The 14,313-nt window shown below is 39.7% G+C and carries 7 protein-coding genes and 1 pseudogene; 2 read left to right on the top strand and 6 right to left on the bottom strand.

Translation table 11 applies throughout. The features are described 5' to 3' along the window. Positions 1 to 1,218 precede the first annotated feature (1,218 nt). Entirely contained in the window at positions 1,219 to 1,470 is a 252-nt protein-coding gene (locus ACJJIJ_RS10960) for a hypothetical protein (RefSeq protein ID WP_252082336.1), read from the top strand. A 1,026-nt stretch (positions 1,471 to 2,496) separates the two neighbouring features. On the opposite strand, the gene ACJJIJ_RS10965 is transcribed toward ACJJIJ_RS10960, so the two are convergent. Together ACJJIJ_RS10965 and ACJJIJ_RS10970 are read right to left on the bottom strand one after the other, a co-directional pair. Beyond that, the gene (locus ACJJIJ_RS10965) at positions 2,497 to 3,363 is read right to left on the bottom strand and encodes a glycosyltransferase family 2 protein (protein ID WP_252082339.1); all 867 of its coding nucleotides are present in this window, start codon (positions 3,361 to 3,363) and stop codon (positions 2,497 to 2,499) included. 1,780 nt (positions 3,364 to 5,143) lie between these two features. Next, entirely contained in the window at positions 5,144 to 6,427 is a 1,284-nt protein-coding gene (locus ACJJIJ_RS10970; RefSeq protein ID WP_252082341.1) for a hypothetical protein, read from the bottom strand. Between the two features lie 665 nt (positions 6,428 to 7,092). Between ACJJIJ_RS10970 and ACJJIJ_RS10975 the strand changes: the two genes are divergently transcribed. Further along, a complete protein-coding gene (locus ACJJIJ_RS10975; protein ID WP_252082343.1) occupies positions 7,093 to 8,670 on the top strand; it encodes a phytoene desaturase family protein in 1,578 nt (525 codons plus the stop codon). 173 nt (positions 8,671 to 8,843) lie between these two features. On the opposite strand, the gene ACJJIJ_RS10980 is transcribed toward ACJJIJ_RS10975, so the two are convergent. The 4 genes and pseudogenes from ACJJIJ_RS10980 to ACJJIJ_RS10995 form a co-directional block, all read right to left on the bottom strand. Beyond that, on the bottom strand, positions 8,844 to 10,661 hold the full coding sequence (locus ACJJIJ_RS10980; protein ID WP_444937407.1) for a DUF885 domain-containing protein: 1,818 nt from the start codon (positions 10,659 to 10,661) through the stop codon (positions 8,844 to 8,846). Positions 10,662 to 11,907: 1,246 nt separating this feature from the next. Further along, positions 11,908 to 13,035 (bottom strand): manganese-dependent inorganic pyrophosphatase, encoded by a 1,128-nt coding sequence (locus ACJJIJ_RS10985; RefSeq protein WP_444937408.1) that lies wholly within the window; start codon positions 13,033 to 13,035, stop codon positions 11,908 to 11,910. 34 nt (positions 13,036 to 13,069) lie between these two features. Then, positions 13,070 to 13,501, bottom strand: a pseudogene (locus tag ACJJIJ_RS10990) (IS5 family transposase); the annotation flags it as partial. Next, on the bottom strand, positions 13,399 to 13,866 hold the full coding sequence (locus ACJJIJ_RS10995) for a transposase (RefSeq protein ID WP_444937409.1): 468 nt from the start codon (positions 13,864 to 13,866) through the stop codon (positions 13,399 to 13,401). The pseudogene ACJJIJ_RS10990 and the gene ACJJIJ_RS10995, both read right to left, overlap by 103 nt. Positions 13,867 to 14,313: the final 447 nt, after the last annotated feature.

The raw sequence follows: 14,313 nt of genomic DNA on the forward strand, positions 1-14,313 counted from the left end.
TAAACACACAAACCAAAAAAACAGAACCCCTTAATTTTGTTGAGCATTAGATTTCAAAAATTGTTAAAAACCCTAAAACTACAGCTATCGAGAAATTTATTAAGATGAATGGGCATACCAACAAATAATTATGTAAAACCTTGCACAGAAGCAGTACATTTGATTGCTAAATGGCACATCCCCAAAAAATTATTGAAGAAGAAGAGGATTTCCTATCAAAAGCATAAACACGATATAGCCAACCAACAGATAGACTTCGAAGCTATCTAATAACTTCTTAGCTTTTCACCATCCTGTCTTGTGCTGCTTCCTATTTCTCCTCTGCCGGCAAGTAAGATCCAATCCATAACTCACTAAATAATCTCGTCGAAAGTTAGGGGGGAGTCACTTTAGAATTTACAAGGCGACCAATTTCTGTACTTCAATGCATATTATGAATTAGGATGCAATAAATTTACTTCAGCTAATGAGTCAACGGTAACCCGTAATAAAATGTCTTCGCAGCCGACTACTACCATCTATTTTGTATCCTAACTCCGAATAGTCTCCCAACTTCAGCCCTCATTTTCTTGCTGTAGAAAAGCTGTAATCGGAAATGATGCCCCATTTCAAACAGAAACCTTTGATTAAGTTGTCCCAGAAACTTTCATCGACCCCCTTAACAAGTACCTTGCTCTTCCTATAGTTAGTACCTTTTCCAGCAAGTGCTCGATGGGGATAGTATAAAAGAAGACGTTTCCATTGGGCTCAGGAGGGAAAAATTCATAACATGCTTTCTAGCCGATCAGTGGGCTTTGTGCCTCTTTTAAGCGCAGAAAGGCAAGGTTTGATCATTGCTAATGATCACCTGTTAATCTTGACATGAATCGGCTCTCAATTGTCGGTCTTATTTTTTGTGATTACGTGAGATCAACCAATTTCAAATTATGTAATAGCTCTCAATAATCAAAGATATCATTATAAATAACTAAAAGAGATTTAAGAAGCGCGGAAATAGCTTTTTGAAATAAGAGTTATCGACACCTTTTTAAACACAATATCTGACACACAACCTAAATGAAATACTCCACAGAATTTTTTCCACATTGAATGTTATAAATTTAATAATGATCTATAAGGAGGTTCCAATCCTTCTAATGACAAACTAAGCTTATTTAGAGCTTTGAAATATGGTTTACTTATAACTTAGATATTAGCTCGCACTCGCAGAGAGATCTAATGCAACTTTTCACCAAAATATTGATCAATCTATTTACTCCAGTAAAAACTCCAAAAAGTTTTGTGCAGCAGTATTTAAAAGGGTGCGGCACTGTAACAACATTAATGGTTTATCGCTTTAAAAAATATGGAAAGGAAGAAATTACGAGTTGCTTGAGCATACTTTATGACCTGATTGAGCTAACCTCTGCTCCTCACTCTAAGCCTTATTATCTTTCTCAAATAAAAGAATTACAAAAGCAGGCAAACTAAAATTCAAGTAGAAATTTTGTTTATAGGAGCCTAGAAAAGATGAGGATTCCAATTTACATTCATTTCAGCGAGGACAGCACCTACTTCATTATTATTCACGAATACTTCTCAGGGTATACAGGGCTACTGGTTGTTAAATGTGTAAAACATCTGTTACAAGGCGAAAAAGCTAGATCCGATAAATATTATTTAAAGTTAAAAAGGCTCTACCATGGGAGTAGAAATCACTCTCTTTTGAAGTACTCAATAGATTTTCTCAAGGCCTTATTTCTCATTACTGGACTAATTTTGTACAACAGGGGGGCCTAAAAAAAATCCTTTTCATTTGAAGGGGTATAGAAATACAAAAGGAGACGTTAACGATATTGTAATGATATCAGCTAAAGTGTGAACTGAAGAACCTTCTCTTGAGAATATCACTGAAAATTCATCGTTTCTTTTACAGAATTAATGGGCAGAAAAAAAGTAAACATACTAATAACACAGAAATTTACACAAAATTTACCTAAACAACACATCATTGAGAAAAGAATCGGTAACACTGCTTGTGGATTTAACTTTTCCTTCAGTACACTAAATAAATTTGCCCGCCAGCAGATTCATCTATTAAAGAAATATGATATAGCCTATTAAGGAATGGTTTTACTTGATGCTCTTGGAGTGAAAAAAATTTGACCAGCTGATAAAAGAAGACTTTATGCTGGGTTACTTGCCTATTGGGGATGATAAGTGCATCGCGGTCTATGCAATTGCTAGAGATACTTTGAATTTTACTATCAATAAATGTGACTAGGGGTATTGGATAATACACCACAGCTAATAAAGCGGCCTTTGACATAAAAAAATAATCTTTTTCTTAAGGCAATTCTCACTTGAATGTAATGTGGCGGACATCTAATGGCTGGAGGCGTATTTTTCACGGATATTTTGAATCATATCTTATTAAGAACCTGTAAATTTCTATTTTGATATAATTCTAGAATCCAATAAAAATATCTCAGGAATAATTATAACTATCTCAGCCAATTAAAAATCAGTTAATCCAAATCGTCTGAACTCACGAGTACTAAATTCATAGTATCCGTTAATTTTCTTGCAAATGTACTGGTAGTTTGGGTTATTTAGCTTTTCAGTCTTTGAGACTGACTTGTCATTTTTCTCAGCCGGTGCAACCTCATCTTGATGATAAACAACGGCTTTATCTGCAAAAATTGGTTCAACATTTAATTCACTGATAATTCTGTAAGCCATATCAATATCATCATATCCCCATGTACCATCATAAAATTCGTCAAACATTCCCACTTTGATAATATCTTCTTTTTTATAGATCATATTACAACCATAGAAATGGCCCCAGGGTTGCTCCGTATCAGGTAAGCCTTCTATCTTACCTATCCTTCTATCTTTTGTTAACCCATAATTCGATGGGCTTTTAAATCTGGGGCAGGCACTTAGATGTAAATCAGTGCCGTCGATCATATCAACCTCAACGTCCTTGAAGTGAATGAACTCCCTCAACCCTGTCATACAGATATTCTTCCCCTTGTTATTAATTATATTATTAACCCGCATTAGGTAATTGGAGGATGGAATGCAGTCGCTATCTGTAAAAACACACCAGTCATATTTAGAAATCTTTACTCCTAAATTTCGAGCAGAATTAAGGGCAAAAGTATTATCTAAGATCTGGCGATAAAGTAAGGTTAAATTCAACTTGTCTTTGTATTCCTTATAACAAGAATAAATACCTGAATCACTTGAATTGTTATCGACAACAATAACTTCGAAATCTTCTTTTGGATAATTTTGGACAGAAAACCCTTTCAGCATGTTGCGCAAGAGACCCGAATTATTATAACAAGGGGCGATTATGCTAAATCTAGACTTCATAATATCAATCGTTCCCTTGCTACCATTAAGTTCACTTTCACTACATAATGCCCAATAAAATAATTAAGCAAATTTAACTCCCTCCCTGTGGCTGTAATTCAGAGATTTGCCTTATGGGTAAGCTCCCATTCTCGCCTATCATCCGTGTACGCCTAATGATTATCAAGGCGTCAACTTCTTAAACAATAATATTCATTAGGATCTTACTTGTGCAGTAGTATAAACATAATATATGCCTCCTTAAGATGAAATTCATGCAGCTTGACAACTAGCGATCTACAATAGAGTCGGGCTTGTACACAGATCAATTCAGATCACAACCTATAGATATTCACTAGTGTTATATCCATGAATACAGAAACCAACATTTCGCCTTTCAACTATAGATTGCATCTCAAGAATTTAGGGGTTCACATTCTTACCCCTTAAAGGACAAGCCGGCATATACCAAGAGGATGTTGATTTTTTATATCACAATTATTATGAAATATTAAGTAATCATGATCAAACTTTCCCTAATACGCAAAGGGAGTCTAAGGCCACGGTTATTATTAGTAATGAAACCCATATTTAACATTAGCATTCATACCTATGAGTAGTCGCCCTCTAAATAAGTGTTAAATTTCACGCAATAAAAAGCCTACACTTCATTAGTCGAAACCGGGCTATAACATGTATTTCCCTCTTTTGTATTGTACAAAATCTACTTTTTAGGGGAAGTAACTAACACCATGGACTGTAGACTTTCCACAATCAATAAGCTGACAAACAAAATATATGCATGCGCTCAGTTTTTTTAATGACGAAATAAATTCTTACTTTGGTGCCAACATTCCCCCCTCCTTATCCTGCCTACCCTACACGACTTTACTTACGCTTAAAGCGCCCTGGTTTCTTTACGGTGTTCCACTTCACTTCTATAGATTCTAATTCATCATGTTTTTCTACACTAGTAGAATCAGAACATGCCTAGTTAGGGATTACCTGCTCATGCTGAAATTTAAATCTCGTACTTATTGGCAGCTATTGTATCGGCGCTATGTGTTAGCCCGCCAGAATCCTATAAATCAACATCCAACTTTACTTCAATATACCTGATTTTTTTGTATTCCGTTGTTTAGGATCACGCTTCTTCTACTTACTTTGTGGAAGCGGATACCAATAAGCCGAATCCCTAACATTTTAAAAAATGCATTCAATGCCAATACAACTCTCAGTGGATACACAAGTAGCGTCTCTCTGCCCGGTCGTTAATAAGTAAACACCAAAATTTCAGCTCCTTCTATAAAGTGGGAACATTCAACTGAGAAGGAAAATTCCCCCTCGAGTTTTAACTTATACTATGATTCGCCAAATCTGACTTAATGTATAAATCATACATACCCCAGCAGGAAGACAAACACTACCCCATCAGAATAAAATCATTCAAAAAACCCAAGTAGAGGTTCGAGCAGATTGAAAAATATTTTAGGGATTGTAAGGGTACATAGGTTATAGGCAGTATTTCGCGAATGGCCATAACCCTTCGAAAAATCTTTAATACCGGAATTATGCCGTTCAGAGTTTGTTACACCAATTTTTCATAATGATTCGTATACACCATTATGAATTAAAAACTTAGATAGCCCTGCAAAGCCATACCTTGGTTACAAATTATTATTAGAGACAGAAATCTAAATAAAGCAACCAGACTTCCTCAAAATTACTTTACATGTAAAATATAATGTGATCTATTCAGTCAGAGCTCTTTTAGTTGAGCAGACTGTAGACTTTAATTTATTCAAGTGTTATTGACAAGATCCCTAAGCGTATTGATAAATTTTTCCGCGAAGTTTAAAACATTATCTTTCTTAGTAAGGGGAGAACAGTAAGAGAAAATAAATACTGAGTTCCTAACCGTTGAATAGGTTAATAGTGATATTGGGTGAGCACCATGTGTCTGGAAAGGAATAGCTGTTACAATTTCAAAAGATTTCATGTGCGTGCCCAAAGCTTTCATGCTTCCAACATTTGAAATACATAACCCTTCAGAAAAAACTGGTTTATTATTTTCATACTCTTGAGCCCAACCGATAATATCCCCTAGGATATAATTTTTAGGAAAGGCGAACTTACATGATTCCCCCTCCGCAGCTTGGCGATCAAGCTCAACTTGCAAGTATCTTGCTAACTGCCAAATATTACTAGTATCAATATTAGGTATTACTTCTAAAGTGGTTACTGCTGAAAATGCACCCACTGCGCTTAAACCGATTTCCGATCCACATAAATCTCGAACATCTAAAGGTAAGAGAATTTTAATCCAGTCCCTATGATTAGGTAAAATTTTTGAGGCCTTAATAGCAACAGCACAAAAAAGTGCACTAGGCCTAACTTTGTAGCTCTTCCCCTGCTTTACAATACTTGAAAGATCCTCCATAGGAAATTGTCTATAAATAGCGTGCCCCTCACGCTCTGCAGCAAAGGCTGACTCTTCAACTGGCCATTTAAATAAATCATCTTTAGCGTTACATGACTCCTGTCTTGCGAAGTATTTGGAGGAGCGAAAGTAGCTCTCAACCGCTTCATACAAGGGCTGCCTTCCTAATCTAAATGTCTCAGGCTCCCTAAAATATATATCTAAAACACAAAAAAGAGTCATTACTGACCGGCCATCCAGGGCTGCATGGCTGCTTACCAGGGATATCCAGTCAACTTTATCCTGGGAATTTATATAGAACGAGAGCGTATAAGTACATTTTTCAACATCAAGTCCAGCCTCGCCTCTACGCGTAAACTCCTCTTCAAAATCAAGAGGCCCATCTAATTTCACAGCTTCGAAAGGGATAGAATCGAATGACACATCACAACGCCAACGAAGTTGCTCTCCAGACTCAACACGTGCTTGTAATAGAGGATAAATTTTATGAATCGATGCAAATCCAGACTTTAATTGCTCAACGCTTAGTGGTGTAAGAACTTTAATGAAGGAAATAACTAAAGTACCTCCACAGGTCCTCCTGGCTAATTCTGTGAATATTGCTTCTTGAGCACCTAACACTCTGGAAAGGTTTTCACTGGACACAAAATATCATCTCCATAAGGCATGTCTATGCTAACTAAAGTAATTCCTAGAGGAGGTAATAACAAAGAAAATTTAGTATTGAAGAGTGATTTTTTTCATACATTTCACACTTAATAGCTGCAATATTTTTTTACTTTTTAGCATCAACCAGGAAATTAATCTACGAAACTGAACTCATACTTCTCGTGTATTGAGTTAAACTCAACTTGGCTTCAGCCTACCAAAAGGACAAGGTAATTTAAAAACCCGATATAAAACTTCGTTATAGATAGTTGCCAATACGCATCCCAAAATGTCTGCATGCATGATGGAAGTGCACACAATTAATTTCAGAGAAAATCTAATAAGAAGTGATATAGATTAACGCTTCACAAATAATACTACGGGTGCTCCCCTTTAGGCTCCTTGAGTTCAGTATATTTAACTGGGCAGTTTTTTTGAAGCCGCATAGTTTTAATCAAGGATGCAGTAAACACTAATTTTGCACTAAAGCGGAAATAATATAGAGTTTTGTACAAGTATTTCTCCCACCTTAATTTATCTAAAAAACTTTAGGCCTAGCAATAGACAAAATGGTATCGATAATAATCTGATTTTGGACTCTTTATTTTTTTTCGGTTTTTGACGACAATTGATCCTAACCTTTTCCTACTCAGAGAATAATAATGAAGGATTTTTTGATTATAGGTGGTGGCCATAATGGCCTTGTCTGTGCCTGCTATTTGGCTAAAGCTGGAAAAAATGTAACGATTCTTGAACGCCGGTCGATTGTTGGTGGTGCTGCGGTTACTGAAGAATTCCACCCAGGCTTCCAAAACTCTGTGGCAAGCTACACCGTGAGCCTACTTAACCCCAAGATCATCGAAGACCTCCATCTACGAGAGCATGGCCTGGAAATCAAATTACGGCCTCAATCAAACTTCTTCCCACTTTCAGAAGTCAATAGTCTTTCCTTCCATAAGAATCTTGTGGATACACAAGCAGAGGTAGCACGTTTCTCAGAGAGAGACGCAGCTACTTTACCTGACTTTTATGCCATGCTAGAAACCGTTGCGGATATTTTACGCGAAGAGCTACTGCGCGCTCCCCCCAACGTGGGTGGTGGCCTTATAGACCTGGTTCGCGCTGGTGGATTTGGGCTTAGAGCGAAAAAGTTAAGTATGGCATCACGCCGAGACGCTCTGGACCTGTTCACCAAGAGTGCTACCAACGTGCTGGATGCCTGGTTCGAAAATGACCATGTAAAAGCTGCGTTCGCCTTTGACTCTATTGTCGGCAACTATGCCGCTCCCAACACTCCCGGTTCCGCCTATGTGCTCTTGCACCATGTGTTTGGCGAGGTAAACGGTGAGAAAGGCGCTTGGGGCCATGCTATGGGTGGTATGGGTGCTATCACTCAAGCCATGCGTAAAGAGGCAGAGCAGCTCGGGGTCACTATTCGCACAGACGCTGAAGTCAAAGAGGTGCTTATCGATGGTGGTCGCGCTACCGGAGCACGGCTAAGTAGCGGGGAAACTATTGCAGCTAATAAAGTAATCGCCAATGTCGGCCCTAAACTGCTCTATTCCCAGATGATTGACGAACAACATCTGGAGCCGGAATTTCACCGCAGAGTACGTGGTTTTAGAGTGGGGTCCGGCACTTTCCGTATGAATGTCGCACTGTCTGAACTGCCAGACTTTACATGCAAACCCGGTACTCACGTACAACCGCACCACAAGTCGGGAATCGTCATTGGCCCTACCATGGATTACCTGGAGCAGGCCTATATAGATGCGGCTCAATACGGCTGGTCAAAGCAACCCATTGTCGAGATATTGATCCCCTCCACCATCGATCCCTCCCTGGCCCCCGAGGGCCAACATGTCGCCAGCCTATTCTGCCAACAATTTGCTCCAGAACTGCCGGAGGGTAAGAGCTGGGACAACTACCGTGAGCAGGCAGCTCAGACCATTATCGATACCGTCAACAACTATGCACCCAATTTCCGTGATTCCATCATCGCCCAACAAATCCACTCACCGCTGGATTTAGAGCGCAAGTTTGGCTTGATGGGTGGCGATATCTTCCATGGTGCCTTAGGCCTGGACCAACTGTGGAGCAACCGCCCTTTTATGGGCTTTGCGGATTACCGCACGCCGATTCAGGGCCTGTATCTCTGTGGTTCCGGTAGCCACCCGGGAGGCGGCGTTACTGGAGTGCCTGGGCATAATGCTGCGATGGAGATTCTAAGGGATAAATAAAAAATGACCCGCAGAAAGCAGGCCATTATCTGCTTGAATTCAGTAGTGGGGTATGAGTTGAACTCAACCCCCTTTCAGGCGCTACAATGATCTTGTTGATCTCTATTACAATTAACGCGAGCTCACTCTTAATAGCAAATGATACCGCTTGAAATGCCTCTTTATTAACTCTCTTAGACTTTCTTAGTGGCAATCCAGCGGTCAACAAGTTGCTCTAACACCATCAGCGGTACGGCACCATTAGTTAGTACCACATCATGGAATTCACGTATATCAAATTTACTCCCTAACTTTTGACGAGCACGTTCTCGCAACTCCAATATCTTTAACATACCAGTTTTATAAGCTACAGCCTGACCCGGCATCACGAAGTAGCGCTCAACCTCAGTGGTGACTTCAGTTCTCGGAAAACCGGTCGTTTTCACCATATATTCAATTGCCTCTTCTCGACTCCAGCGCTTGTGATGTATACCGGTATCTACCACTAAACGAACAGCACGAAGCATCTCATCTTGTAATCGCCCAAGATCATCATAGGGATCATCTTGAAAACCAATCTCCTTGGCTAGCTTCTCTGTATAAAGAGCCCAGCCGTCCGCATAAGCTGTATTTGATACGGCTTTAAGAAAAGTAGGCAATCCCTCTAAATCTTTTGCAATTGCCTCTTGAAAATGGTGCCCTGGAATTGCCTCATGATAAGCTAAAGTTCGCATGGTAAATTTCTTTGTTTCATGGACATCGCGCAGGTTTACATAAAACACCCCTCCGCGAGACCCATCAATTGCCGGGGGCATATAGTATGCTTTCGGTGCGCCTTGTTCTTTGAACCCTGCAATTCGCTTAACTTCAACGCCCGCAGTTGGTTTTATGTTGAAATAATCGTCAATACCTGCGTTAATCTCATCGATAATCAATTGATAGTCTTTGATAATTTGCTCACGGCCCTTATCTGAATTTTCATAAAGAAACCGAGGATCATTATTTATAGCGGAGAAACGGGAGTTAATGCTTCCCGTATCAAGACCTACAGAAGCAAAGATCTGTTTCATTTCGTCTTCTATACGTTCTACTTCCATCAAGCCCGTATTGTGCAGTTCATCGGGAGTCAGATTTGTAGTGGTATGAATACGTATTTGATATGCATAAAATTCATCACCTTCCGGGAGGGCCCAAACGCCATTACTCTCTGAAACCTTATACTGTAATTCTTGATAGTAAGCGATCAAGCTTGCGTACGCAGGATAGACATCTGTTTCAATTAATATTTTTCCTCTATCAAGGATACGTGTACGCTCTTGATCTGGTAAAGTTTCAAGAGTATCCAAGCGATTTTCCAGAGAGGTATAAAGTATGTTTTCATGCGCCGGAACGTTAATAAACCTTTGCATTTCGCTTAACACACGATCAATTACAAAGCGTGGAGGCAGGATCTTTTTCTGTTCCCGAATTTTCAACCCATCCAATACTTGAGAAAATTTTCTATCTACTTCACTTAAGCGGGAGAGATAATAATCCGCTTCTTTGACATTGTTAATTTGATGCAACTCAACAAGAAACTCCGGAAGAGTATTTTGCACACCAAACATTTGATTGAGAGGGTAATTATGATGCCTCCAGCGCTCCCCTTCTACTAGACTTTCCAGGTAGTACTCCAGAATATCATAGGAAATTGCCTGCCGGTCATTGAGGCTAGATCTGTCATAGCTCCTTAATGTAGATAGTTCATCCTTAACTATCTGTATCTCATGTTGCTTCATCTTTTCAGAAACATCATCAAGATGGGCATTATGGCCATCAATCCCAAATCGTTCCAGTATGCGGAAAATTGAAAGTGTTTCCGGGCTGGTACTTTGAATTTTTATAAAAGCTCGCTCAAAATATACATTGATAGACCATGGTTTAAAATAAATTGCATTTACGGCAAAGACCGAGACTGCAACCATCCCAAGCAATAGTATCCCGCCAACCCACTTGGCTGTTGTTTTTATCATTATTAGATCCTCCTAATTTGTGCCACTATTTTCACTATGCTCTAAAACAAAGCACAACCATTAGATCTAGATAATGCGTCAAACAAACCGAATAAAGCGATAAGATGCACATTGTAGATAGATCATGACAGAACAATGGCTTTCAGAGAGGCCTGAAGACCAAAGTAGCTCAAATATTAGCAAGCATGAATCTTCCACCATCCTTTCGATTCCAGCTGCGAAAACCACCATATCACCACGCTATTCTGCTAACAAATCACTCAAGAACTGCTGGAGGTCAAAAACTAGAGAACTATCGTGATTGGTCAGCGAAAACTATTACTGGTACCATCACCAACTACAATTCGAATATTCGTAATGCCATCATCGCCTAGAGAATTCACTCTCCCCAGATTTAGAAATTAGGTTTTGTTTGATCTATTGAGATAGATACCATAACCCCTTGGGATTGTATCAAGCGTGGAGGAACTGGCTCTTTATTTACTTTGCCGATTGGCGCACCCTGTACCAAGCCCCGTATATTTGTGACTCCGGTAATCTCGATAAGTGTAGCGATCTGTTTTTGGACTTAAGACACTAAGAATCAGGTTATACAGAGGCAGTGCAGATAAAAACAACTGATAAAAACGCTGACTAAAAAAATCAAAGGTAATTCAGTGGGATTACAAGAATATTGTCAAACGAAAAGGGAAGTTATTGCGTATAATATGAGCAAGGGTACGCATATTGCTAAACATAGCATAGCTTGAGATTAATACTTGATTTTATGGATTTGTCGCCAACTTGAAACTCCAACATATAAAAACACCGGAGTTCAACCCCAGCCTTTTGGGCTTAAACTGAATAATAGCCCATTAAAGAAAACCAAAAGTAATTAACAATTTTTTATTTACTCGTGCAGTTTTTAAACAATGGAGATAACGCTCGGATAGTATCTATATAGAATCTCACCCAGTTGGCTTTGTCTAGTTGATGGCAGCCATAAAGACACCCTTTGTTTGGTGATCTGTAACTATTTCAATCAAAATCGTCGTTGACGATCAAGACATTGTATCACCAGCAAAACCAAAGGCGTTCCATTGTTTGATAAATGGTAGAGCTTCACATCTGGTATGGGTCAGTTTTATTCCAACTTTCTTGGAATCTGTTTTTAGTTGATAATGATTCCATCCAATTTCATCTCCAAACAAAATGTGCTGCGCAGGAATATGATCTTGTTAGTAAGCTCAATAAATCAGTCAATGTTTCAATTCTCTAAAGCTCTTTGAATTGCCGGGCCAATTTGGCGTTTTCGCGAGATCATCCCTTTAGCAACAACCATATCATCTACTACTTGGTCCCCAAAAGCAGAGATAATAAGATCTTTGTCTGAGGTGTCACTCCAAAGTAAATAAGATTTATTTTCACGAGTGTCGACAATTGCGAAGATCAAGTGATCGATACCTTTCTCTTTTTTTATCTCGCCCATGGCAGACTTCAGTTCATACCTTCTGTTGATTAACTGTTGAGCTGTCAGCGTTTCAGCAACACCAATACCAACTTTTATTCCTCCGAACTCAAAATCTTTAAAATCAAGTAAAACAATATCCTTGGCGGAAAACCCACCCAGATCTGATTTCTCTAGCAACATCCGCTCTGCAAATTTATCTACATCATCTATACCAGCTCTCTTTGCCAATTTTTTTACATAGACTTTGTCGTACTCGGTTGTGGTAGGTGATGTCAGGTTAACCGTATCCGAAAGAATTGCAGCCAACCCCATACACGCCAGATGAACTGGTAATTCAATAGCAAACTTCTGAGCATGATCAGTTAAAATTGTCGCGCTCGATCCCCATGGCCTAGTCTCTATACTGATTACATTTGGAATATTAATTGGCGATCCACCAATCGCATGATGGTCGATTATTGCTACGATTAAGTCTGGATCAACGCCAGTTGGCAATTGAGTGCCTTGGTTAAAATCCACCAATCCAACAGTCTTCCCTGAGAAATTCTCAATTATTTCGGGCTCCTCAGCACCACATTGTTCAATGGCGAAGCGAGTCTCCGGATTGATTTTACTGGGAATTGCTGGCTTACCACCATAAATGAAGGCTGAGAGCAAGCTCCCACTAACGGAATCAGTATCGGGTATTTTATGCCCGGTCCAAACCAAATTCTGGGTGCCTTTTAACTCTTTCCTCAGATAGTCAGCAGCAACTTCTGGGGTAAACGTATCTTGCCCCAGGTCTGAGGAACTGATTTCCTGCGCACCTAATGAAGCGCTTACAACCAAACTGAGTGAAAAAAACAAGGCTCTCGAAAGCAGACCGGGGAAGTCTATTGGGCGGTGATCACCTAGTATTGACAGGCATGAGATTAGAAATCTCACCAGCATCCTCCACAGTCATTTGCTAGAAGCTGTTTCATAACTTCTTTAGCGTAATTAACATGCAGGCAATATAGAAAAAAGCTCTGTATGAAGATAAGTAGCGATCCCACCTGATAACTAAACGACGGTAGTTCCCTAGCCATGCAAAAGTTCGCTCAACTTTCCAACGTCGCATATATCTCCTAAGCTTTCTGCCATCTTGTTTCGAAGGTTTTCTTCTATTCCTACGGTGAGGGCAAATCAGGTCAATTTCACGGCGGGCCAAACTATGGCGTAGTGGATCAGAATCTGCAGCCTTGTCGTACACTAGTCGTCGAATTTTTGTATTTTCATAGGTAACATCGAGTAGTGGGTGTAATAAATTTACTTCTTCTGGTGAGGCCGAAGTAACGGTGCCTCCCAATGGAATACCTTCGCCATCGACCACCACCATCCACTTTGTACCCTTGCCTCGCTTAGTTTTTCCGACTTCTGCTCCCCTTTTTTTGCTGAAGCAAAGCTACCATCCAAAAAGACTTCTTTCCAATTAAGCAGGGATCTTTGATCGAGCTGTCCGAGAAATTTTCTCCAAGCCTCCAACCAAGCGCCTTGCTCTTCCCAAAACTGGAGCCTTCTCCAGCAAGTACTCGGCGAAGGGTAAGATGGGGGGAGATCCTTCCATCGTGCTCCTGAGCGCAAAATCCACAAGATACCTTCAAAACATGCACGGTTATCAATGGGTTTAGGACCTCCTTTTCCACGTTTTAGCTGGGGAAGGCAAGGCTCAATCAATTTCCACTGAGCGTCGGTTAATTCTGACTTAAATCTACTCACACTTACTGGTCTTATCATTCCATGAGGTCGCAAGAATAACTGATTTCAAGTTATGAAACAGCTTCTAACAGATTAATAGAAACCTTAAAATAACCGATGGCATGACTAACGTCCGTCCATCACATTCATTCACTCATTGCATCTTAAGCGGATCGATAAACCATCAAAGCTCTCTGAGTAAAGAGGTAAGCAATTCGTACTATAGACAAGGTATAGTCACTTAGCGGACAAGCCAGCTACAGCTTAACTTTACTGGCACTATTTGTCGCATGCGGATACAAATAAACGTATTCCCTCGAAACTCTAGCTACTTCATTCACTTTCATTATTGACGCCAAATAAACTAAGGACACTTCTCAACACTCACCAAATATAAAGCCTAAACCGCCAACCCTACTGATGAAATTTAATAAAACACCTACTATTTATCCATACCAATATGAGAACAACCAAGGACTCGGCCCA

The sequence above is a fragment of the Microbulbifer mixtoriginis (SeqCode) genome, assembly GCF_052467945.1.

Excerpts from the sequence above, each read along its gene's own strand:
- ACJJIJ_RS10960 (WP_252082336.1), top strand. The coding sequence starts at position 1,219 with ATGCAACTTTTCACCAAAATATTGATCAATCTATTTACTCCAGTAAAA.
- ACJJIJ_RS10965 (WP_252082339.1), bottom strand. The coding sequence starts at position 3,363 with ATGAAGTCTAGATTTAGCATAATCGCCCCTTGTTATAATAATTCGGGT.
- ACJJIJ_RS10975 (WP_252082343.1), top strand. The coding sequence starts at position 7,093 with ATGAAGGATTTTTTGATTATAGGTGGTGGCCATAATGGCCTTGTCTGT.
- ACJJIJ_RS10980 (WP_444937407.1), bottom strand. The coding sequence starts at position 10,661 with ATGATAAAAACAACAGCCAAGTGGGTTGGCGGGATACTATTGCTTGGG.
- ACJJIJ_RS10995 (WP_444937409.1), bottom strand. The coding sequence starts at position 13,866 with ATGATAAGACCAGTAAGTGTGAGTAGATTTAAGTCAGAATTAACCGAC.